At 58.1% G+C, this 21917-nt stretch carries 18 protein-coding genes and 1 tRNA gene; 6 read left to right on the forward strand and 13 right to left on the reverse strand.

Translation table 11 applies throughout. The features are described 5' to 3' along the window. Positions 1-2 precede the first annotated feature (2 nt). The 6 genes from phoU to phoR form a co-directional block, all read right to left on the reverse strand. Entirely contained in the window at positions 3-728 is a 726-nt protein-coding gene (phoU, locus tag T18_RS07080; RefSeq protein WP_003514921.1) for a phosphate signaling complex protein PhoU, read from the reverse strand. 98 nt (positions 729-826) lie between these two features. Next, the gene (gene pstB / locus T18_RS07085) at positions 827-1642 is read right to left on the reverse strand and encodes a phosphate ABC transporter ATP-binding protein PstB (protein ID WP_003514913.1); all 816 of its coding nucleotides are present in this window, start codon (positions 1640-1642) and stop codon (positions 827-829) included. A gap of 14 nt (positions 1643-1656) precedes the next feature. Next, on the reverse strand, positions 1657-2979 hold the full coding sequence (pstA, locus tag T18_RS07090; protein WP_003514911.1) for a phosphate ABC transporter permease PstA: 1323 nt from the start codon (positions 2977-2979) through the stop codon (positions 1657-1659). Then, positions 2976-4460 (reverse strand): phosphate ABC transporter permease subunit PstC, encoded by a 1485-nt coding sequence (gene pstC, locus T18_RS07095; protein WP_003514909.1) that lies wholly within the window; start codon positions 4458-4460, stop codon positions 2976-2978. Before pstC ends, pstA begins: the two co-directional genes overlap by 4 nt. Before the next feature lie 274 nt (positions 4461-4734). Continuing rightward, positions 4735-5769 carry a substrate-binding domain-containing protein gene (locus tag T18_RS07100; RefSeq protein WP_003514907.1) on the reverse strand — a complete coding sequence of 345 codons (1035 nt, stop codon included), beginning with the start codon at positions 5767-5769 and terminating at the stop codon, positions 4735-4737. A 195-nt stretch (positions 5770-5964) separates the two neighbouring features. Continuing rightward, complete coding sequence (phoR, locus tag T18_RS07105) at positions 5965-7224, reverse strand: phosphate regulon sensor histidine kinase PhoR (protein WP_046205579.1); 1260 nt, start codon at positions 7222-7224, stop codon at positions 5965-5967. Positions 7225-7464: 240 nt separating this feature from the next. Here phoR and ppk2 point away from each other — a divergent pair, with 240 nt between their 5' ends. After that, positions 7465-8346 carry a polyphosphate kinase 2 gene (gene ppk2 / locus T18_RS07110; RefSeq protein WP_038489745.1) on the forward strand — a complete coding sequence of 294 codons (882 nt, stop codon included), beginning with the start codon at positions 7465-7467 and terminating at the stop codon, positions 8344-8346. A 61-nt stretch (positions 8347-8407) separates the two neighbouring features. Here ppk2 and T18_RS07115 read toward each other — a convergent pair whose 3' ends face one another. Next, complete coding sequence (locus tag T18_RS07115) at positions 8408-9553, reverse strand: hypothetical protein (protein ID WP_013635415.1); 1146 nt, start codon at positions 9551-9553, stop codon at positions 8408-8410. A 254-nt stretch (positions 9554-9807) separates the two neighbouring features. Between T18_RS07115 and T18_RS07120 the strand changes: the two genes are divergently transcribed. The 4 genes from T18_RS07120 (at position 9808) to T18_RS07135 (ending at position 11879) form a co-directional block, all read left to right on the forward strand. Beyond that, positions 9808-10770 carry an NAD(P)H-dependent flavin oxidoreductase gene (locus tag T18_RS07120; protein WP_003514899.1) on the forward strand — a complete coding sequence of 321 codons (963 nt, stop codon included), beginning with the start codon at positions 9808-9810 and terminating at the stop codon, positions 10768-10770. A 137-nt stretch (positions 10771-10907) separates the two neighbouring features. Next, positions 10908-10983 (forward strand) — tRNA-Thr (locus T18_RS07125). A gap of 167 nt (positions 10984-11150) precedes the next feature. Next, positions 11151-11309, forward strand: a complete 159-nt coding sequence (locus T18_RS07130; protein WP_003514897.1) for a YqaE/Pmp3 family membrane protein — start codon at positions 11151-11153, stop codon at positions 11307-11309. Between the two features lie 327 nt (positions 11310-11636). Next, entirely contained in the window at positions 11637-11879 is a 243-nt protein-coding gene (locus T18_RS07135) for a DUF982 domain-containing protein (protein WP_003514896.1), read from the forward strand. A gap of 66 nt (positions 11880-11945) precedes the next feature. Here the strand turns inward: T18_RS07135 and T18_RS07140 are convergent, their stop codons facing one another. The 6 genes from T18_RS07140 to T18_RS07165 all read right to left on the reverse strand — a co-directional run bounded on the left by T18_RS07140 (position 11946) and on the right by T18_RS07165 (position 19783). Next, a complete protein-coding gene (locus T18_RS07140) occupies positions 11946-12338 on the reverse strand; it encodes a PRC-barrel domain-containing protein (protein WP_003514894.1) in 393 nt (130 codons plus the stop codon). Positions 12339-12466: 128 nt separating this feature from the next. Then, complete coding sequence (locus tag T18_RS07145) at positions 12467-13348, reverse strand: helix-turn-helix transcriptional regulator (protein ID WP_013635414.1); 882 nt, start codon at positions 13346-13348, stop codon at positions 12467-12469. Between the two features lie 102 nt (positions 13349-13450). Next, on the reverse strand, positions 13451-15640 hold the full coding sequence (locus T18_RS07150) for a TonB-dependent siderophore receptor (RefSeq protein ID WP_075807505.1): 2190 nt from the start codon (positions 15638-15640) through the stop codon (positions 13451-13453). Positions 15641-15812: 172 nt separating this feature from the next. After that, a complete protein-coding gene (locus T18_RS07155) occupies positions 15813-17489 on the reverse strand; it encodes an ABC transporter permease (RefSeq protein ID WP_038489742.1) in 1677 nt (558 codons plus the stop codon). Between the two features lie 73 nt (positions 17490-17562). Beyond that, entirely contained in the window at positions 17563-18579 is a 1017-nt protein-coding gene (locus T18_RS07160) for a Fe(3+) ABC transporter substrate-binding protein (RefSeq protein ID WP_038489739.1), read from the reverse strand. A gap of 154 nt (positions 18580-18733) precedes the next feature. Continuing rightward, on the reverse strand, positions 18734-19783 hold the full coding sequence (locus T18_RS07165; RefSeq protein ID WP_013635410.1) for an ABC transporter ATP-binding protein: 1050 nt from the start codon (positions 19781-19783) through the stop codon (positions 18734-18736). Positions 19784-20136: 353 nt separating this feature from the next. On the opposite strand from T18_RS07165, the gene T18_RS07170 reads away from it, so the two are divergent. Next, positions 20137-21849 carry a long-chain fatty acid--CoA ligase gene (locus T18_RS07170; protein ID WP_003514883.1) on the forward strand — a complete coding sequence of 571 codons (1713 nt, stop codon included), beginning with the start codon at positions 20137-20139 and terminating at the stop codon, positions 21847-21849. Positions 21850-21917 lie beyond the last annotated feature (68 nt).

Consider the following 21917-nt stretch of genomic DNA (forward strand, 5'->3'; position numbering starts at 1 on the left):
TGTTACTCGGTCACCGAACCAAGCGTGTTGGAACTGTCGTCCTTCGGACGCTCGCCCTCCGGCTGGCTGCCGGTGGTCATGTAATAGATCGTCTCTGCGATATTCGTCGCATGATCGCCGATACGCTCGATGTTCTTGGCGCAGAACAGAAGATGCGTGCAGGTGGTGATGTTGCGCGGGTCTTCCATCATGTAGGTCAGAAGCTCCCGGAAGAGCGACGTGTACATGGCATCGATTTCCTCGTCGCGTTCACGGATCGCATTGGCCTTTTCGGCGGAACGCGTGGAATAGACGTCGAGGACTTCCTTGAGCTGCACCAGCGCCAGGTCGGACAGATGCTCGATGCCGCGGGCGAGCTTGCGCGGAACGCCGGTGCCGGCGACAGCGATAACGCGCTTGGCCGTGTTCTTGCCAAGATCGCCGACGCGTTCGAGATCGGCTGCGATACGCAGGGTGCCGATGATCTCGCGAAGGTCTGCCGCCATCGGCTGACGCTTGGCGATGGTTACAATCGCCTTGTCGCCAATTTCGCGCTCAGCATGGTCGAGAATGGTATCGTCCGAAATGACTTTCTGCGCAAGCGCAGCATCGGAATTGACGAGTGCGCGCACGGCGTCACCGCACATCTGCTCGGCAAGACCGCCCATTTCGGCGATGCGGCGCGTCAGAAACTTCAGTTCGTCGTCATAGGCAGACAGGATATGCGAATGGGTCGTTGTCTGTGTCATGGTCTATTCCTCCGGCTTGGCCTGCATGCGCGTGCCCAACAGCGGGGCACGGCAGAGGCACCAGTCTTGTACGGTTACGATAAAGCACCGGCCGGGGATCAGCCGAAGCGGCCCATGATGTAGTCCTGCGTGCGCTGGTCGTCCGGATTGGTGAACATCTTGTCGGTTTCGTTTTCTTCGACAAGATGACCAAGATGGAACATGGCCGTACGCTGGGAAACGCGCGCCGCCTGCTGCATGGAGTGCGTGACGATGACGATGGTGTAGTTGGTGCGCAGTTCGTGGATCAGTTCCTCGACCTTCGCAGTCGCGATCGGATCCAGCGCCGAGCACGGCTCGTCCATCAGGATCACTTCCGGGCTGACGGCAACCGCGCGTGCGATGCACAGACGCTGCTGCTGGCCACCGGAGAGGCCCGTGCCAGATTCCAGCAAACGATCCTTCACCTCGTTCCAGAGACCCGCTTTCTGCAGGCTATGCTCGACGATCTGGTCCATATCCGCCTTGTTGCGGGCGAGACCGTGGATACGCGGGCCGTAGGCGATGTTCTCATAAATCGTCTTCGGAAACGGGTTCGGCTTCTGGAACACCATGCCGACGCGGGCACGCAGTTCCACGACGTCGATCTGCTGATCGTAGATATCGTCGGTATCGAGCGTGATCTTGCCGGTGACCCGGCAACCGTCGATCGTGTCGTTCATGCGGTTCAAGGTGCGCAGGAAAGTGGATTTACCGCAACCGGACGGGCCGATAAGTGCAGTCACCGTGTTTTCGCGGACATTGAGGTTCACGTCGTAAAGCGCGCGCTTTTCGCCGTAATAAACCGAAACATCCTTGCCGATCATCTTGTATGAGACTTCATTCATTTTCTTGTCCAGCGCCTTTTCAACTGCTGCTTCCGACAACATGTTCATTGCTCTAGCTCCCTCTACCAGCGCCGCTCAAAGCGGCGACGCAACAGGATTGCGCCAACATTCATGAGAATGAGGAACAGAAGCAGGATGATGATAGCGCCAGATGTCCGTTCGACAAAGGCACGCTCAGCTTCGTTCGCCCACATGTAAATCTGCACCGGCAGGGCCGTGGACGGATCCATAGGCGTTGTCGGATAGTTCGCGACGAATGCCACCATGCCGATCAGAAGCAGCGGCGCCGTTTCGCCCAATGCGTGGGCGAGACCGATGATGGTGCCGGTCAGAATGCCAGGCATTGCCAGCGGCAGGACGTGATGGAAAATCGTCTGCATCTTGGAAGCGCCAAGACCGAGTGCGGCGGCGCGGATCGACGGCGGCACGGCCTTCAATGCAGCGCGGGTGGCGATGATGATCGTCGGCAGGGTCATCAGCGTCAGGACGAGGCCGCCGACCAGCGAGGCCGAGCGTGGAAAGCCCATGAAGTTGATGAAGACGGAGAGACCGAGCAGACCGTAAACAATGGAGGGAACAGCCGCCAGATTGTTGATGTTGACCTCGATAAGGTCCGTCAACCGGTTCTTGGGGGCAAATTCCTCCAGATAGATGGAGGCCGCAACACCGATCGGCAGCGACAGCACCAGCACGATCAGCATCATGTAGAACGAGCCGATCAGCGCAACGCCAACACCCGCGGCTTCCGGACGGCTCGAAGCGCCGTTGACGAAGATGCCGGTATTGAAATGCTTGCCAAGCTGTCCGCTTTCCACGAGCTGGTTCATCCAGCCGAGCTGCTGGTTCGAGATACGGCGGTTTGCTTCATCCCCCGACATGTCGACCTGGCCCTTGAAGGCGCTGTCGACATCACCCGACGCCAGAAGCGTGACGCTGCGCGTGGTGCCGATGACGGACGGATCGGCGACGACGATATCACGCAACTGGGTGCGTACGCTGTCGGAGATCATGACGTTGACGGCGCGAAGACCGGCCTTATCCGTCGGCGCGACGCCGAGAACCTTGGCCACCGCATCACGGGCGAGGACGGGGTAGTTGGCCGTCATCAGCTTTGCCGGATTGGTTGCGCGCTCGTTCTTTGGATCAATGATCAGTTCGGAAAACTCGACCGGAACGGTGATCATCGTCTGCTGGAAGGCGGTGTGACCCTTGGATACGACCGACCAGAGCAGCAGAAAGAGGAAGATGAGGCCGAACGAGATTGCTGCCAATCCATAGGCGCGGAAGCGGCGTTCAGCAGCATAGCGACGCTTGATGCCGATATCACGGCGCGTGGCCTTGTTCACGGCGGCAGCACCGGCCGCCGGGGAAACGATGTCGGTCATTCATATTGCTCCCGGTATTTGCGCACGATGTAAAGCGCGTAGATATTCAGGCAAAGCGTGATTGCAAAAAGAGTTATGCCCAGCGCGAAGGCCACCAGCGTTTGCGGCGAGGTAAACTCAAGGTCACCCGTCAGCTGGCTGACAATCTTGACCGTCACTGTTGTCATGGGTTCGAAGGGGTTGAGCTGCAGGCGGGCAGCGACGCCAGCCGCAAGAACCACGATCATGGTCTCGCCGATGGCACGCGACGCCGTCATCAGCACGGCGCCGACGATGCCGGGAAGAGCGGCGGGAAGGATGACCTTCTTGATGGTTTCAGAGCGCGTGGCGCCGAGACCGAGAGAGCCATCGCGCAGCGAACGCGGCACGGCGGTGATGATGTCGTCAGACAGCGACGAAACATAAGGGATCAGCATGATGCCCATGACGAAGCCGGCGGTGATGACGCTCTGCGCCTGGATGAAGTTGGCGTAGTTGCCTGTCGCAAGACCGCTGATCTGTGTGGAAATGTCTCGCAGGAAAGGACCAACGGTCGTCAGCGCGAAGAAGCCGTAGACGATTGTCGGGATGCCCGCGAGCACCTCGAGCAGCGGCTTTACAATCGAGCGAAGGCGCGGCGTCGCATATTCCGACATATAGATCGCCGAAAACAGCCCGACCGGAACGGCGACCAGCATGGCGACGAAACCGATATAGAGCGTGCCGGCGAGCAGCGGGATCAGGCCGAACTGGCCGGAAGAGTCGGTCGCACCGGCAGCGGCAAAACGCGGATCCCATACCGTTCCGAAGAAGAACTGGTGCGCCGGAACCATGGTGAAGAACTGGATCGCTTCTGAAAGCATCGAAAGGACGATGCCGATGGTCGTCAGGATGGCGATGGACGACGCGACGACCAGAGCCGCGAGAATGACCCGCTCCACCCTGTTGCGTGCCCGAAAACGCGGCGCGATTGAACGCAGTGCATAAGCGGCACCCGCGAATGCGGCCAGCAGCACGGTGGCGATCATGCCCAGGCGGCTGGTGGAGGTCATCGCATTCAGCGTCTGGGCGGCATCGACCATGAAACGCTGGGGTTCGCCGGCAATTGCCACGCCCTTCGATGCCAGAAGCGATCTTACCGCAGCCGTATCCGCATCAACCTTTGCGGTTTCTTCCGGCGTCAGACGCTGAAGACCGCGGGCGATGGACGTTACCATGCCGTAGGTCAGGCTCTGCTGCGCTTCGGATTGGGAGCGCACATCTTCGGGAAATTCGCCACGCACCGCAGAGGTAACGATCAGCGGGCTGATAACAAGCCAGATACAGAGAATGAGCGCTGCGGGCAGCACCGCCCAGACGACAGCGTAGGAACCGTGATAACCGGCACGGGAATGCATGCTGGAGGGACGCCCACCAGACAAAGCAACGGCGCGGCGGCTGCCGAGCAGATAACTGCCGATGCCGATCAACACCAGTATCAGCAAAAGGATCGATGTGTTCATTAGAGTTCCCTCGTCGTGCCTCAAGAGCACGGTGCGATATCGGGCAAATCAAAAAGTCATCAAAACGAGACCGCTGGACCATCCAGAGATGCTTGCCGCCTGACTGTAACAAAGTCTGGCAAGCGTCAAGGTTGATACATCCTATCCATCTGTAATCCATCAACAATTATGTGGACGGCGATGGATGGGAACTGTCAACCGTAGACAGCCGCCTTAAGCACAACGGTACCGGAGCGGAGAGAGGGGTGCGGCAGGCCGCACCCCTCCTTGTTTATTACATCGAAGCGCCGGCAGCGAACTTGGAGCGAATTTCTTCGCGTTCTTTTTCCGGAGCGGCAACAAGGCCGTAGTTTGCGAGCGGGGAGTCGGGGCCGATCATTTCGTCAGAAACGAAGAACTCGACATATTCCTTGAGGCCCGGGATAACGCCCAGGTGAGCCTTCTTCACGTAGAAGAACAGCGGGCGCGAAACCGGGTACTTGCCGCTGGCAACGGTTTCCGTGGACGGAACAACGCCGCTGACGGTCGCAACCTTCAGGCGGTCAGCGTTGTTCTCATAAAATGCCAGGCCGAAAACGCCGAGGCCGGTCTTGTTGGCGTCGATGCGGGCAAGCGTCTCGGTGTAGTCGCCGTCGATGTCGACTGCAGCGCCGTCCTTGCGAACTGCAACGCACTTGGCAGCAGCCTGCTTGGCGTCGGTGATCAGCGCCTTGATGGCGTCGGTCGCCTTGGCTTCCTTGCAGCCGTCAGCCATGATCTTCTCTTCGAAGACTTCGCGTGTGCCGTGCTTGGAACCCGGAATGTAAGCGGCGATCGCTACATCAGGCAGTTCCTTGTTGATTTCCGACCACTTCTTGTAAGGGTTGGCGACGAGCTTGCCGTCCTTGACGATTTCAGCGGCGAGCGCGAGGTACAGATCCTTCGGCTCGAGCTTGATGTCCTTGTTGGAAGAGTCCATTGCGAAGACGATGCCGTCGTAGCCGATCTTCACTTCCTGAACGTCGGCAACGCCAGCGGCCTTACAAGCGGCAAGTTCGTCGCTCTTGATCGGGCGCGAAGCGTTTGCAATGTCGATGGTGCCTTCGCCGACGCCGGAGCAGAACGCCTTCAGACCGCCGCCCGTGCCGCCAGACTCAACAACCGGAGCCTTGAAGTTCGGGAAAGTCTCAGCAAAAGTTTCGGCAACGATCTTGGCATAGGGCAGAACCGTGGAGGAACCAGCAACCTGGATCTGGTCGCGAGCAGCGGCGGCGCCAGCGAAGGCGACAGAAGCCACCAGAGCTGCTGCGGAAAATTTAACGAAGTTCATTTGTCTCTCCCGTCGTGGGCTTGTTTGTGGACGCAGCCGATAGCGGCAGACGCTCTTAGCATGCGCTCGGCGGTCTCTTCTTAACCACCGTAACCACTTCCTTTTATGTCACTTCGGTGAAAGATTTGTGACAGCCTAAATTATTGATTTTATTTATAAAATTTTTCGAAGCTGAAGACTGTAACGTACTCTATGTCAGAATCTGACGGTAAAGTCCGTGCCATTGCCCAGTTCCGATTTAATGATGAGGCGGGCGCGGTGGCGGGTGAGGATGTGCTTGACGATGGCAAGCCCGAGGCCGGTCCCTTTTTTGGAGCGACTGTCAGCGACACTGACGCGGTAAAACCGTTCCGTCAGACGCGGCACATGTTCAGCAGGAATGCCCGGCCCCTTGTCAATGACGCTCACCTCCACCGGCTTACCGGGTTCGGCACGCAGCCAGACATCCACGACCTTGCCTTCCTGGCCATATTTACAAGCATTTTCAACGAGGTTCTGAAACACTTGCACCAGCTCGTCGCGGTCGCCCTGCACTTCTGCCGGCCGGTCGGGCAGATGCAGCGTAATAACCACATCCAGCTCGTTGGCGAGCGGCAGCAGCGCATCCCGGACATGGCCGATGACTGGGACGAGATCGACCTTCTGGTCCGGCGCAATATTCGCCCGCAATTCCAGCCTTGAAAGCGACATGAGGTCATCCACCAGCCTGCTCATGCGTGTGGCCTGATCCAGCATGATGGCGAGGAAACGTTCCTGCGCTTTGGGGTCGTTGCGGGCCGGCCCCTGCATGGTTTCGATGAAACCGCGCAGCGAGGCGAGCGGGGTGCGCAATTCATGGCTTGCATTGGCGACGAAGTCGCTGCGCATGCGGTCGATGCGGCGAAGCTCCGAAACATCGCGGAACGACAGGATGTAGAACGGTGGACCCGCCGCCTCTCCCGCATCCGCCCGGGCAATGCGGACGATGAAGACCCGCTCTGAGGGAAAACGCTCGGAATGCTCGACCTGGTTGGGCTGGCCGGTGGTGATGGTTTCGCGAATGACATCCAGCAAGCCCGGCGAACGCAGCCGAGCGGAAATATGCGCGCCGGCCGGAAGCTGGCCAAAGGCGCGTTCCGCCGCGCCGTTCTGATAAAGAACGCCTGCGTTTTTATCGAGGATGAAGACCGGCGTATCCAGAACGGCCAGACCCGCCCTCACCCCGGAAATGACGTTTTCGCCGGGCACATCAGGTTCTTCCGCCTCAGCAGCTGCGGTTTCATCCTTAGCCGGCTCCTCCGGCTTTTGCCGAGCGGTCAAAATAGCGATGACGGCACAGAGCCACAGGACGGCGGGCATATAGGGCGTTTGCAACTCAGAAACGGCAGCGACGGCAAGCATGCTGACGACGAGAACAGGCAACCAGTTTCGGCCAAGCTTTTTCGCAAAAAGCTTCAATCCACTCTCGCCTTTCATGACTGCCATTTCAGCACACTTTCCACTTTCACCTGACAGCGCATCGGAGTCTCATAGGCCAGCTTCATGACAGAGATTCATCATCGCGTATTTTCCACAGCGTATATGCGCAAAATCTGCGCCGCAATCGTCACTGCGATAGCACTCCGGCTAACCAATCCTCTTTCACTTGAATTATGCGGGTGGATATGAACTCATTGGCAGCGAGTTGCCTTTACACAACAACATCAGGAGGAAAGCATGGGCGAAGAAACGAAGAAGCGATCGGTGGAGATCACCATTGGCGGCAAGCTGCGCAGCTTCGACATCGACGATCCGGTTCTTCCCGACTGGGTGGAGGAGAAAAAGCTTTCCGCCGGAGATTTTCCTTACGACAAAAAGATGAAGCGGGAGGAATACGACGCCACCCTCGAGGCGCTGCAGGTGGAGCTGGTCAAGGTGCAGTTCTGGCTGCAGGCCACCGGCAAACGGGTGATGGCAGTCTTCGAAGGACGCGATGCCGCCGGAAAGGGCGGCGCGATCTTTGCGGCCCACGCTTACCTCAACCCCCGCTATGCCCGTGTCGTGGCGCTGACCAAACCAACCGAGACCGAGCGTGGCCAATGGTATTTCCAGCGCTATATCTCGCATTTCCCGACGGCTGGAGAATTCGTCCTCTTCGACCGTTCCTGGTATAACCGCGCCGGGGTGGAGCCTGTCATGGGATTCTGCACCCCGGAAGAGCACAAGCGCTTTCTCAAGGAAACACCACGCCTCGAAAAGATGCTGGTCCACGAGGGTGTTCATCTGTTCAAGTTCTGGCTTGATATCGGCCGCGAAACGCAGATCGAGCGCTTCCATGACCGTCGCCACAGCCCGCTGAAATGCTGGAAGCTTTCCGACATGGATATCGCCGCGCTGACGAAGTGGGACGACTACACAAAAAAGCGCGACGAGATGCTGGAAAAGACCCACACCGATGTCGCCCCGTGGACGGTGGTGCGCGCCAACGACAAACGCCGTGCGAGGGTGAACCTCATTCGCCACATCCTCAATACGCTTGACTACGACGGCAAGGACAAAAAGGCGATTGGCGAAATCGACGACAAGATCCTTGGATCAGGACCGGGTTTTCTGAAATAAGACTGGGAGACGTCAACAAGCGCCCCGGCTGCGGCGCTTGTTCCCTCTTCTTGCTGGATTCTTACTGACCCGGCAAAATGCGCACGGAGTACAGGTTCACCGGGCGGGCATTCCCATCGATATCGCTGTTGATGAAGATCTTGCCGGGCGCATTCGGGGCAAGCGAACGCTCGAACGTCGTGTTCAGCAGCATATCCGCACGCTCGGCCGTGGCCGTGAAACGGTGACGGGAGCAATCGCCCAACGTGGCGAAATCGCATGCTACGGAAACCTGCGTTTGCCGATCGCTGGAGGATTGCAGCGTGATCGAGATGGTCGAGGATTTACCCGCCATGTCGCGCATCACTTCCACCGGAACCTCGACGCTGATTGCGCCGTCCTGAGAGACGCTTCTCGACGTCACCCGTATCGCCTTGCCGGCGGGTGTGGCGATGTTCTCGACATTGGCGCGGGGGCCTGCCGAAACTCCGGAACTGCCGCGCTCCGCATTAAATACTTCCACCCAGTCGTCGGAAAAACCGCGGCCGGCGGAAAGACTCGGCGCGGGCTCGGTACCGTTGAAGTCCTCCGCCTGGACTTGTGCCGGCGGATTGGGCACGCTGGTATCGCGCTGCTCCGGCGTGAGCAGCAGGCCGGAGGAATAGACCCACCAGGCGCCGAAACCGACAAAGGCAAGCAGTGTCACGAGCATGAAAAGGCGGGCGAAAAGTCCGCGACGCTTGCGGCGGCCGACGGCACCTTCCGGACGAAACGCGAGCGAGGCGTCACCTGCGCTGGAGCCTCTCCTTGGCGGTTTTCCATTACGACGTCCAGCACTCAGCGGTTCCGGAGCAGCAGCGGCGCCCGGCCGCACATCGCGCGTTTCGCCACGCAATTCCGGCTCGACGGCCATATCGCCGTGATGCTGCGATTGTGAGACGGGATCGACCGAGGGGCCGTCATGCGCCGCACTTTCCGGCGCAGGCGGCCGCAACTGCTGCTCCACCCTGTCCAGAAGACGATTCCGCTCTTCATTCTCTATAACATGGATCAGGCTTTCGAGCCGCTGGCGCTGCTGGCCCACAATCTGCGGGTCGTCTATGCCCTGCTTGCGCAGGCCCGCTTCCAGTGCCTGACGGGACGATTGGTAAATTCGTGCACGAACTTCGGCGTTCGATCTGTCCGATTTTTCCAGAGCATTTCTGATTGCCGTTTCCAGTCCGCTCACGACCGATCCTTATTCTACTGCTCTTCGCAAAAATATGTGGCAGTGCGCCATTGGTTTACGATTCGGTAACGGCTATGCCGCGCCTCCGCAAGCATCGTTTGCGATAAAGACCGGATTGCCTTGGGGAAAATCGATCCATTGTGGCGCTGCGAGCGCAGGTCTGGCGGGCCAGTGCGACGCTGTTTTCGCTTTCAATCCGCTGCCGAACACGATATTGACTTACGTGCGCGTAAACGTAATCTGTGGGAGGAGACATGCTGCCGTCCGTGCTGAAAGACAATCTGCGTCTTCCGGTCATAGCGTCACCGCTATTCATTATTTCGCATCCGCAATTGACGCTGGCGCAATGCAAGGCGGGTGTCATCGGCGCTTTCCCGGCGCTGAATGCGCGGCCCGAAAGCCAGCTGGACGAATGGCTGGCAATGATCACCGAGGAGCTGGCCGCCCACAACAAGGCTAACCCCGAGCGCCCGGCCGCTCCTTTCGCCGTCAACCAGATCGTACATATGTCCAACCGGCGGCTGGAACACGATCTCGGCCTCTGCGTCAAATACAAGGTGCCGGTGGTGATTTCCTCGCTCGGTGCAGTACCGGAAGTCAATGCGGCCGTGCATTCCTATGGCGGTATCGTGCTGCATGATGTCATCAACGATCGCCACGCCCGCTCCGCCATCCGCAAGGGCGCGGACGGGCTGATTGCAGTGGCAACGGGTGCCGGCGGACATGCGGGCACGCTTTCACCCTTCGCCCTGGTTCAGGAAATCCGCGAATGGTTTGATGGCCCCCTGCTGCTGGCTGGCGCCATCGCCAATGGCGGCTCCATCCTTGCGGCGCAGGCCATGGGCGCGGATATGGCCTATATAGGCTCCCCCTTCATCGCGACGCAGGAAGCCCGGGCCTCCGACGCTTACAAGCAGGCGATCGTGGAGGCACAGGCCAAGGACATCGTTTATTCGAACTATTTCACGGGCGTACACGGCAACTACCTGAAAAGCTCGATCGTCGCCTCAGGCATGGACCCCGACAACCTGCCCGAAGCGGACCCTTCCAAGATGGACTTCGAAACCGCCACCGGCGGAGCAAAGGCCTGGAAGGATATCTGGGGCGCCGGACAAGGCATCGGCGCGGTCAAGGTGGTGGAGCCGGTGGCTGACCTCGTCGATCGGCTGGTACGCGAGTATGAGGCAGCCAGACAGCGCATCTGCGCGAGAGGCTGAGGCCACCTATAAACAACGGGCAGGCAAAGCTTTTTTTCGGATTTTTCGAAACCCGCGCATTCAAGGCTTGAAATCCGTCAGCATTGCCTGTATCAGCCCGCCATGAAGCTGATCCGTAACAAACGGGTCACAATCGGGCCGCTTTAGCTCAGTTGGTAGAGCACGTCATTCGTAATGACGGGGTCACGTGTTCGAGTCACGTAAGCGGCACCATTTCTTCTTAAAAAATTCATTTCCGACATTGAGTTGCCTTTGGCGCGGCGTTGTCCACTGGCGGAAATCGTCATTTGGCGCTGCTGCTGCAATCATAAAACCTTTGAAACCAAACAGGCCTCCGCACGTTGAGCAGCAAGTCGCAATCAAATGGAAAGCCTGCCATCGTGGATGTCCTTCGTATTCTCATCGCCATCATTCTTCCGCCGGTTGGCGTGTTTCTCCAGGTCGGACTTGGCCTGCATTTCTGGTTGAATATCCTGCTCACACTTTGCGGTTACATTCCCGGCATCATTCACGCGATCTGGGTGATCCTGCGCAAATGAGATTTGCGCAGGATATGACGGGACAACCATCAGATGCGCACAATATTTTAGTACGTGATTAAATTCGTAATACCGACTGGAACCTCATCTTCTCCCTCACGTTATGGTGATGACACCAGCTAAGGAGAAAATCATGAACCAGATCATCTACATCGTGGGCCTCGTCGTCATCGTTCTGGCGATTCTTTCGTTTTTCGGCTTTCGTTGATCACCGTTGTCAATTCGATCGCTTGCGCTTATTCTAATCAGCGGTAACACACGGCTGCGTTCATGGGTTGCTTTGCTGTCGGGTGTATTTCGGGATCGCGTTGCTCTGGGAGGTGCACGATGAAGAACGAGAGATGGACAGAGCCTGTCGAGGTCAATCTCGAGGCGAAGGGCAAAAGCGTTATCGCCGGCCCGTTCGAGGCACTGATGTTATTGACGGAAGGCTGGCCCAAAATTCGCGGATTGAGTTTCGTGAGAGCCAGAAGCGCCTGCCGCGCTGCGCTTGATGGACGCAAATCGCCGGAGGAAGCGCGAAAGTGTTTTACCGATGCGGTTTCCGAGATGCAGAAAAATCCGCACTGACCATATTCAGACGACAAATGGCCCCTCGAAAGGGGCCATTTTCATGCTTGCTATATTTCGTTCGATCTACATCCAGTAAGGTGCGACGCCGTAGTAGTCGTAAACCTTGCGGTCTCGCGCATGCAGCAGGTCATCATCGTCCAGGTTGGCGAAGTGAGGCGCATTTTCGATCTGCTCTTTGGTAAGATCGATGCGATAGCCATCAAGCTCTTCGTCGTAATGGAGCTTTTCCCACGGCAGCGGATAATAGTCGTCGCCGATTCCGAAAAAGCCACCAAAGCTCAAAACCGCATAGGCGACACGGCCGCCGCGTTTTTCCAGAATGATCCGCTGGATCGAGCCGATATGCTTACCATCGGCGCCATAGACGCGCGTGCCTTCAACCTTGTCGCTGGCGATCAGGCTCGGTGTATCCTTGACGTAAGGGTCCTGCCCGGCACGGGGTTCTTGATGCAACATAACGTCTTTCCTCCTTGGTTTTTTCCTCGTGAGTATTACGCCTGGTAAACCCCTCCACCAGAAATTCGTTCCGAAGCTTTTCGCGCGCTGCGGACTGAAGACGCGGATCAGGAGGCGCGGAAAAAGCCCTATTGGCGGATTTTTTGCCAGACGGAAGGAGAAACACCGACCATTTTACGGAAGACGCGGGAAAAATGCGCCTGATCCGAAAACCCGGCTGCGATAGCGATGTCGGTCAGCGCCATGTCGGTTCGCATCATCAGGTCCTTGACCCGATCGATACGCGCCTGCATCTGCCATTGATGCGGCGGTACGCCTGTCGACGCCTTGAAGGCGTGGCTGAAATGGGATTGCGACAGGTTGGTGAGTTCTGCCAGTTCCTCCAGCCTTATCGACCGCAGGCAATGTTCGCGAATGTAATCGGTCGCCGCCCTCAACTGCCAGGAGGCCAGCTTGCTGCGTTTTTTGACCGGCTCCCGCTTCACCTTGAGGAAATCCGTCAATAGCGCCAGCACGAGGCTTTCGCCGTATAGATCGTGCAAAGGGTCTGGATTATCACATTCGGCGGCGATCAGCCGCGCAAGCACCAGCAGGCGCTCATCCTCGAACATCAGGTGCGGATCGAGCAACCCGTGCGGATCGAACCCCTGCACCAGCCGCGCCCCCAGCAATCCCGCATCGAAGTGCAGATCGAGATGGCGCACGAAGGAAACATTGCTGAGTTCCGCATGTATATCCAGGTCGGCCGGTACGAAGGAAATGCGGTTCGCTTCGGATGACGCGTAATTGTCGCGGCGGCTACGGTTCATCATGAACCGGCCATCATTCGTCCCATCCATATCGAGCAGGAAAACGAAACGCGGGTCCTTGCCGACATAGCGGCCACCCGCCTTCGATGCGCAACGCACGTCCCAGAGATCGGCGACGATGCCGTTCCACACCCGCGAGCGTGGGCCGCCGATGACGGCAAAGCCCTCGATCTCATTTTCCATCCGAACGCGGAAAGCCATGGCCTCTCGATCCCGCAAGGCGCAAAGGCGCCCCTATAAACATGATAAGATTATTCATGTTTATAGGGGCAAACTATTTTTCCCGCAACTGCCAGCTACCCGTTACCACTTCTTGGAAAGCTTGAAGGTGATGGTGCGGCTGTCACCCCAGCCGCAAACCGAGACGCCGGCGCAACTCTTGACGTATTCCTTGTCGAAGACATTCGCGACGTTGACGGATGCCGTCCAGTCGTTCTTCTCGTAGCGGATCGCGGCATCGAAGACCGCAGCATCCGGAACACGCAGCGTGTTTGCCGCATCTGCCCAGGACTTGCCCTGATAACGCACGCCGCCGCCAATACTGAGGCCTTCAAACGTATCATCGGTGAAGGCGTAATCCACCCAAAGCGACGCGGTGTGAGCAGGCACGATCCACGGAGATTTGCCGATCAGGTTAGGATTGGCGTCCTTGGTGATATCGAGATCGGTATAGGAATAGGAGGCGATGGTTTTCCAGTTGTCGGTGAGATTGGCCTTCGCCTCCAGCTCAAAGCCGGTAGACTCCACCTGTCCGAACTGGCCGCTCGTCGTTACGCCGCCGGCGGTATAGGAAACGATGGCGTTGTCCTTCACAAGCTTGAAGACAGAGGCGGTGATGCTGCCATCGAAGAAGGTCGGCTCGTATTTGATACCGGCCTCGAACTGATGTCCTTCCTCGGGTACGGCGGAGCTGCCATCCGCAAGTGTATCGATGAGCGGATTGAAGAAGGTGGCCGCCGAGACATAGGGCGTCAGGCCATTGTCGAATTCATAGGCAAGACCGGCGCGACCGCTTAGCGCATCGTCATTTGAGCGGCGAGACACACCCGCTGGCAGCCTGTTGTTCAGTTCGGTATCGACGTAATCGTAGCGCCCGTTCAGCGTTACCAGCCAGCCATCGCCGAAACGCAGCTGGTCCTGTGCATAGATGCCGATCTGCTGCTGCGTCACCACGTTATTGGCGTAGACGAAATTCGTTCCCTGCGTCGAACCATAGACCGGGTTGAGCGCACCGATCGCATTCGATCCGCAGCACGCCTGCACCTGATCCAGCTTGTAGTATTTATAATCGAGACCGAAGAGCAACGAATGGCTGACAGCACCGGTATCGAACTGGCCTTCGACGCGGTTGTCGACGCCGAAACTGTCGACCTTCGACAGGCCGTCATAACCAAAGCGGGTCAGCATATAGTCATTGGTGGTGGCATCGAGGATTGGCTGGCCATTGGCGTCGGTATTGGCCCAGCCGCCCGCATAGGGTCCGGTTTCGTGCTTGTAGAGGTGGCCGTAGCGGGCGTTTTGGCTGATCTTCCAGCCATTGTCGAATTCGTGGCTGACTTCGTAACCCACCATGGACTGGTAGACGCGACCATTGTCGATATCAGGCTCGCCATAAAAGGCCTTGCGGTCGAGCTTGCCAAAAGGTGCGTCAACCACAGTCCCGACATAGGGCAGGAAGCCATTGCCGACATGGACCTGATCCAGCGCCGAGAAATAGCCGTAGAGCGTGGCACTGGTCTGAGCATCCGGCTCGAAGGTGATCTGCGGCATGATGAAGCCACGCAGATCCTCGGAGTAGTCGGTGTAATTATCGCCGCCCGAGACCTTGCCAGTGACGCGGTATTTCCACACGCCCTCACCATCGATCTTGTCGCCGAGATCAAAACCGAAGAAAGCATTGCCGAAATTGTTGATGCCGATTTCCGTTTCGCGGACTGGCTCATCCTGCGGGCGCTTGCGAACCATCTGCACGATGCCGCCGGGATTGGCGCCGCCGTAGAGCACCGAAGCCGGTCCCTTCAGCACCTCCACCCGCTCCAAACCATAGGCATCCATCTGGAAACCGCCGAAACCGTAGCTGAACAGGTTCAGCCCATCCAGAAACACGCCGGTCTGGGTTGCCTGGAAACCGCGAATGTAAAACCAGTCCGTATCCGGGTCGGTGCCGAAAGGTTCCGCCGTTACGCCGGGCGTGTAGCGCAGTACCTCGTCGATCTTGGTCACGACGCCACGGTCATCCATTTCCTTTCGGCCGACGACCGATACGGACTGGGGAATGTCCTTCGTTTCCGTCTCAGTTTTCGAACCCGTCGCGCTTTTCTTCGCAACGTACCCCCGGACCGGACCAGTGGCGTTTTCCGCGCCCTGCCCCTCGACGGTGATCTCACGCAGGACGGTCGTCTGCTGTGCGTGACCTACCAATGGCGCCATCAAAACAATGGCAGCCGTTCCCAAAGCCAGGCGGCCCAAAAACATCTCATGCAAATTTTTCAAGATATGCCCCGAAACAGATCACGGCCGACGTTTATATACGGCAGGCCGCAGCACCTCAATTAAGCTGAGTATTTACATCAGGATTAAGGCCGGATGCTTGTCGTTTTCTGGGCAGATTTGAAGCTTATTGGCTTCTCGCACAGTTTTGCGCCTGTCATTTATGGTGCAGGCGTCAGCTCTTGCGCCGCCCGATCCTTGCAAGCTGCATGACCGGCAGGATGCCGATGACGACAATCGCCAAGGCCGCAATCGACGCTTCCTCGTAGGTGCCACGCGCCGCCTCACCGTAAAGATGGGTCGCGAAAGTCTCGAAATTCAGCGGCCGTAACAGGAGTGTGGCGGGAAGTTCCTTGACGCAATCGACGAAGATCAGCAAGGCGGCGGCGGCCAGCGATGCCTTTGAAAGCGGCAGATGGATCTGTCTGAATGTCTGTGTTGCGGATCGTCCCAGCGTTCGCGAGGCGTGATCGAAGGATTGCGGGATACGGCTCAGGCCGGCATCGACGCCGCCAGCCGCAATGGTGAGGAACCGCGCCGAATAGGCGTAAATCAGGGCCGCACCGCTGCCGATGAAAATAAGGCCTGTGGATATGCCGAACCAGTCGCGCATGGTCTGGTCGACAAACCGGTCGAAGCCGCCAAGCGCGATCAGTACACCTATGGCGATGACCGTGCCGGGGGCCGCGTAACCTACCGTGGAAAGCCGGTAGGACCAGAGCGAGAGGCGTCCCGGAGCAAGGCGCATCGCGTAAGCGACCGCAAGGCCGAAGACGAGGGTGATCGCCGTCGCCAGTCCGGCAAAGAGGATGGTATTCAGAGCCTCATCGGCAAAACGGGACGACAGTCCGCTGAACCGGAAACGCTTCCATGCCTCGGTGACGAGATAGCTTGCCGGCGCCACGAAGCCGATCAGAACCGGCAGGCTGCCGAGCGCAAAGGCACCGCAAGCTTTAAGACCGGTGAGACGCACAGGCTCCAGTTCCCTGCTTTTCTGCGCCGACACGGTATAACGCTGCTTACGCCGCGCCCATCGTTCAAATGCCACGAGGGCAACCACGATGAATAACATGGAAAGCGCGATCTGCGCCGCACCGGGCAGGTCGGATTTCGTGACCCATGTGGTATAGACCGAAACGGTGAGTGTTCGGACACCAAGGAATTCCGATGCGCCGATATCGTTCAGCGCTTCCATCAGGGCAAGGCTGATGCCGACCGCGACGGCCGGGCGCGCCAAAGGCACCGCAACCTTGAAGAAAGCCGCGCGTCTGGAAACGCCAAGTGTGCGTGCCGCTTCAAGCAGGTTGCCCGCCTGCGTGAGGAACATGGCGCGCACGGGAATATAGACATAGGGAAACAGCACGAAACCGAGCAGGATGATGCAGCCCGTCATGGACCTTATGTCCGGCAGGCGGAATTCACGCGGGCTGGAATAGCCCAGCAGCCAGCGGATCGCCCCCTGCACCGGCCCGATCGGATGCAGGATATCGAGATAGGCGTAAGCGACGATATAGGTGGGCATGGCGAGCGGCAGCAGCAGCGCCCATTCCAGTATTTTGCGGCCGGGAAAATCATAGGCCGTAACCAGCCAGGCGGCAAATGTGCCGATAACACCGGCCAGCAACCCGACGCCGAGCATCAGAACGGCGGTATCCGGCAAAGCCGTCAAAATCACGCTGGAACCGAGATGGGACCAAAGGCCATCAGACCCCTGCACCGCCTGTGAGACGAGTGCCAGAACCGGCAGCATGGCGCCACAGACCGCTGCCAGAGACAGGCTCAGCCACCAGAAGGAGGATGAAAACCTTGGTCTTGCGCGGGGCATCAATGGCTGGACGGCGTCTGGATTCATGAGCTTCTTGAAAATACAGGGAAAGGCGCCCGCGGATGCGAACGCCTTCCAACTTGTTGTCGCCAATTGGCCTTTACTGGTCGAAACCGACCTTGTCGACCAGCTCGCTCGCCTGTTTGCGATGAGAGACGATCTCCGTCAGCGACTTGTTGTCAACCTTCAGGGTGCCGAAGGAGGCAACGATGTCGTTGAGTGCTGCGCCCTGCCTGACCGGATATTCGAAGTTGGCTTCGGCATAGATCTTCTGGGCTTCGTCCGAAACAAGGTATTCCAGAAGCTTGACGGCTTCGGCCTTGTTCGGAGCGTTCTTGGCAACAGCCGCACCGCTGATGTTGACCTGCGTGCCACCATTCTTGAACGTCGGCAGAACGACCTTGATCGCTTCGCCCCACTTCACCTGCTCCTCGCCGCCCTTGCCCGAGCGCATCAGGCCGACATAATAGGAGTTGGCGATGCCGATATCGCAAATGCCACCGAGGATATCCTTGGCAACGTCACGGTCGCCGCCGCCTGCCTTGCGGGCCAGGTTTTCCTTGACGCCGGCAAGCCACTTTTCGGTGTCCGCTGCGCCATAGTGAGCGATGTAGTCGGCAAAGAGAGCCGTATTATAGGGATGCTGGCCGGCACGAATGCAGATCTTGCCCTTCCACTTCGCATCTGCCAGGTCTTCATAGTTGAAGGAGGCAAGGTCGAGATCCTTCGCCGCATAGAGAACGCGGGCACGCATGGAAAGTGCGAACCAGTGGCCCTTGGCGTCGCGAAGTTCCGCCGGAATAGCCTTGTTCAGGGTTTCGGATTCAACCGGCTGGGTAACACCCTTTTCCGCGAGATCGACGAGATTGCCGGCATCCACCGTCATCAGAACGTCGGCAGGTGAGCTTGCGCCCTCGCTCAGAACGCGCTCTGCAAGGCCATCCTTGAGGAATACGGTGTTGACCTTGACACCGCTGGAGGCCGTGAAGGATTCCAGCAGGGGCTGGATCAGGGCCGGCTCTCTCGTGGTGTAGATATTCAGTTCAGCAGCGCTGACTGATCCCGCTGCAAAAGTGACCGTGCTGGCAAGCAGGGCAAGTTTGGCAAATTTCGTCATGGTGTGTCTCCCTCTTCGATGGCGCAATATAGGGGGAGCAAACATCATACATGACGTATCAAATCAAGTTTTATTTGGCCGGTTTCAGACGGGTTTCGATCACCAACAGTTGAAAATAGAGCGAAAATAAACATGCAAATCCGCTCATTCAACTTCAGGTAAATATCAGGACACCCTTCGGATCGATGCCGAAGCGCACGGCCTTGGTCTTGGCGGGTGTGCGCTGCATCGTCCTGACGCGCAGGTCGGCTGGAAGGCCGGGAACGGCTATGCCGAGCTGTTCGATCTCGCCGAGGAACACACGACTTGATATTTCGCCGGCAATCCCGTCTTTCGCAGCGCTGTCCTCGATGATCGAAATCGCATTGGGGCGAACATAGGCGGTGGCGGCAAGACCTTCCGCCAGACCGGACGCATCGCCCAGAGGCCCGAGCGGCGTTTCCACCCGCCCCTCCCTCACTCTGCCCTCGATCTTGTTGAAGGCGCAGAAAAAATCGGCGGCGTAGCGGCTTTTGGGATGATCGTGGATTTCGTAGCCCGTGCCGCTCTGGACGATACGACCGCGCTGCATCAGCACCACACGATCGCCGGCGGAAAGCGCTTCTTCCGGATCATGGGTGACCATGATCGCCGTCGTGCCCAGTTGCCGCAGGACGCCCAGCGTTTCCTCGCGCACAGTGTCGCGCAATCCCCGGTCCAGATTGGAAAAGGGCTCATCCATCAACAGCAGGCCGGGTTGCGGGGCAAGGGCGCGGGCGAGGGCTACGCGCTGCTGCTCACCGCCCGAAAGCGTGTGCGGGTATCGCTTGGCCAACTCCTGCAGATGAACGTGCTCGATCATCTCCGCAGCCCGGCGGCGGGCCTCGGCCTTTGGCAATGACCTGAGACCAAACATCACATTCTGTTCGACGGTGAGATGCGGGAAGAGCGCATAATCCTGAAAGACGAAACCGATATTGCGCTTTTCCGGTTCCACGAAACCAGCCGGACCAGCAACGACTGCGCCATTCACACAAACGCTGCCATGATCCGGCGTTTCCACACCCGCTATAATGCGCAGCAGGGTCGATTTTCCACAGCCGGAACGTCCCACCAGACAAATGATTTCGCCGCGTTCGACGGTCAGATCGATATCGGACAATACATCCGTATCGCCGAATCTTTTTCCGACCGATTTCAGTTCAAGCGCTGCGTTGCCTGCCATTTCCAATCCTGCCCTGCTTTGCGAATTATGTTGATCGCTCAAATCAGGATTAAAGTCAAAAGGCGGAGAAAATAGGTTTCCAGTCACGAGGTTGCGAGATGTTCGGCAGGAATATTGACGTTTACGTTAGAGTTAAATAGGCTTTGCCGATACGATGGACGTCAAGTGATTAGACGTCTATCATTCGTCATCGGGGAGCGGAGGAGCAGTCGATCCGGTGACGCCACATGCGGTTCCCTCAATCCGGCCATTACGCCGGCTGATTGGGGGTCTCATGATGATCAGGCAGCTTATAGCGCCTTTCATGCGTTCCATCGAACGCACGGCGCGACAGAGACTCTGGGAGGAGAAGCATGAGTGAATTGTCCCTGGGACATCCGGAAAATGTCAGCGCAGAGAAGCGCTGGCTGGCATCCTACCCGCCGGGCGTACCTTCCGAAATCCCCGCATCCGCCAATACCTCCCTTGTCGAACTTCTCGAAAAGAGCTGCGCGAAATTTGCCGACAGGAAGGCCTTTTCCAGCATGGGAAAGTCCCTGACCTACCGGGATCTGGATATTGAAACCCGCGCGGTGGCCGCATGGCTGCAATCCAGAGGGCTGGAAAAAGGCGACCGGGTTGCGGTGATGATGCCGAATATCCTGCAGAACCCCGTCGCCGTATACGGAATTTTGCGGGCAGGCATGATCGTGGTCAACGTCAATCCGCTCTATACGCCGCGCGAGCTGGAACACCAGCTGAAGGATTCCGGCTCAAAAGCGCTTTTCGTACTGGAGAATTTCGCCCATGTGGCGCAGCAGGCGGTGCCGAAAACCGCCGTCAGACATGTGGTCGTTGCAGCCATGGGTGATCTCCTCGGCCTCAAGGGACATATCGTCAATCTTGTGGTTCGCAAGGTGAAGAAACTGGTGCCGGCCTACGCTATTCCCGGCTCCATCAGCTTCAAGGCCGTGTTGAAGGAAGGCCAGGGATTTTCCCTGAAGGCGGTCCGCCTCCTGCCGCAGGATATCGCATTCCTGCAATATACCGGCGGAACGACGGGCATTTCCAAAGGTGCGATCCTCACCCACGCCAATCTTCTGGCCAACAAGGCCCAGATAAGCCTGTGGCTGGATGCCGCTTTCACCCAACGCAAGGACCGTCCAGAAGTCCTCAACTTCATCTGCGCGCTGCCCCTGTGCCACATCTTTGCGCTGACGGTGAATTCGCTGATGGGCATTGCGCTTGGCGGCCATAACCTGCTGATCGCCAATCCACGCGATATTCCCGGCTTCGTGAAAGAGTTGTCGCATTATCGACCGCATATTTTTCCGGGTATCAATACGCTGTTCAACGCGCTGATGAACAATGAGGATTTCCGCAAGCTCGATCTGTCCTCGCTCATTCTCGTTCTCGGCGGCGGCATGGCGGTGCAGAGGCCGGTGGCCGAGCGTTGGCTTTCCATGGTCGGCTGCCCGATCGCCGAAGGTTACGGGCTATCGGAAACATCGCCCGTTGCCACCGTTAACAGACTCGATGCCACGGAATTCAGCGGCACCATCGGCCTGCCAATTTCCTCTACGGAAATCGACATTCGCGACGAGGAAGGCAAAAGCCTGCCGACCGGCGAGGTCGGCGAGATCTGCATTCGCGGGCCGCAGGTCATGGCCGGCTACTGGCAGAGGCCGGATGAAACCGCGAAAGCAATGACCGAAGACGGTTTCTTCCGTTCAGGCGACATGGGCTTCATGGACGAGCGCGGCTACACCAAGATCGTCGACCGCAAGAAGGACATGATCCTCGTTTCCGGTTTCAACGTCTATCCGAACGAGATCGAGGAAGTGGCCGCCAGCCATCCCGGCGTGTTGGAATGCGCGGCAATCGGGGTTCCCGACGAACATTCCGGCGAGACCGTCAAGCTTTTCGTCGTCAAGAAGGATCAGTCGCTGACGGAAGCGGAACTCAAGGCCTTCTGCGCCAAAAGCCTGACAAACTACAAACGGCCGAAAATCATCGAGTTCCGAACGGAGCTGCCAAAATCGAACGTCGGCAAGATCTTGCGGCGTGAGTTGCGCAATCTGAACTGAAGGACGAGAGCCGGGTGACCGGCTCTTTTCTTTTCTCCCAGTCCATTTCTTTTACCGAAGTCGCCTTG

Origin of the sequence: Rhizobium sp. TBD182 (genome assembly GCF_001950375.1) — a bacterium.
In the GTDB taxonomy this organism is placed as follows: Bacteria; Pseudomonadota; Alphaproteobacteria; order Rhizobiales; family Rhizobiaceae; genus Agrobacterium; species Agrobacterium tumefaciens.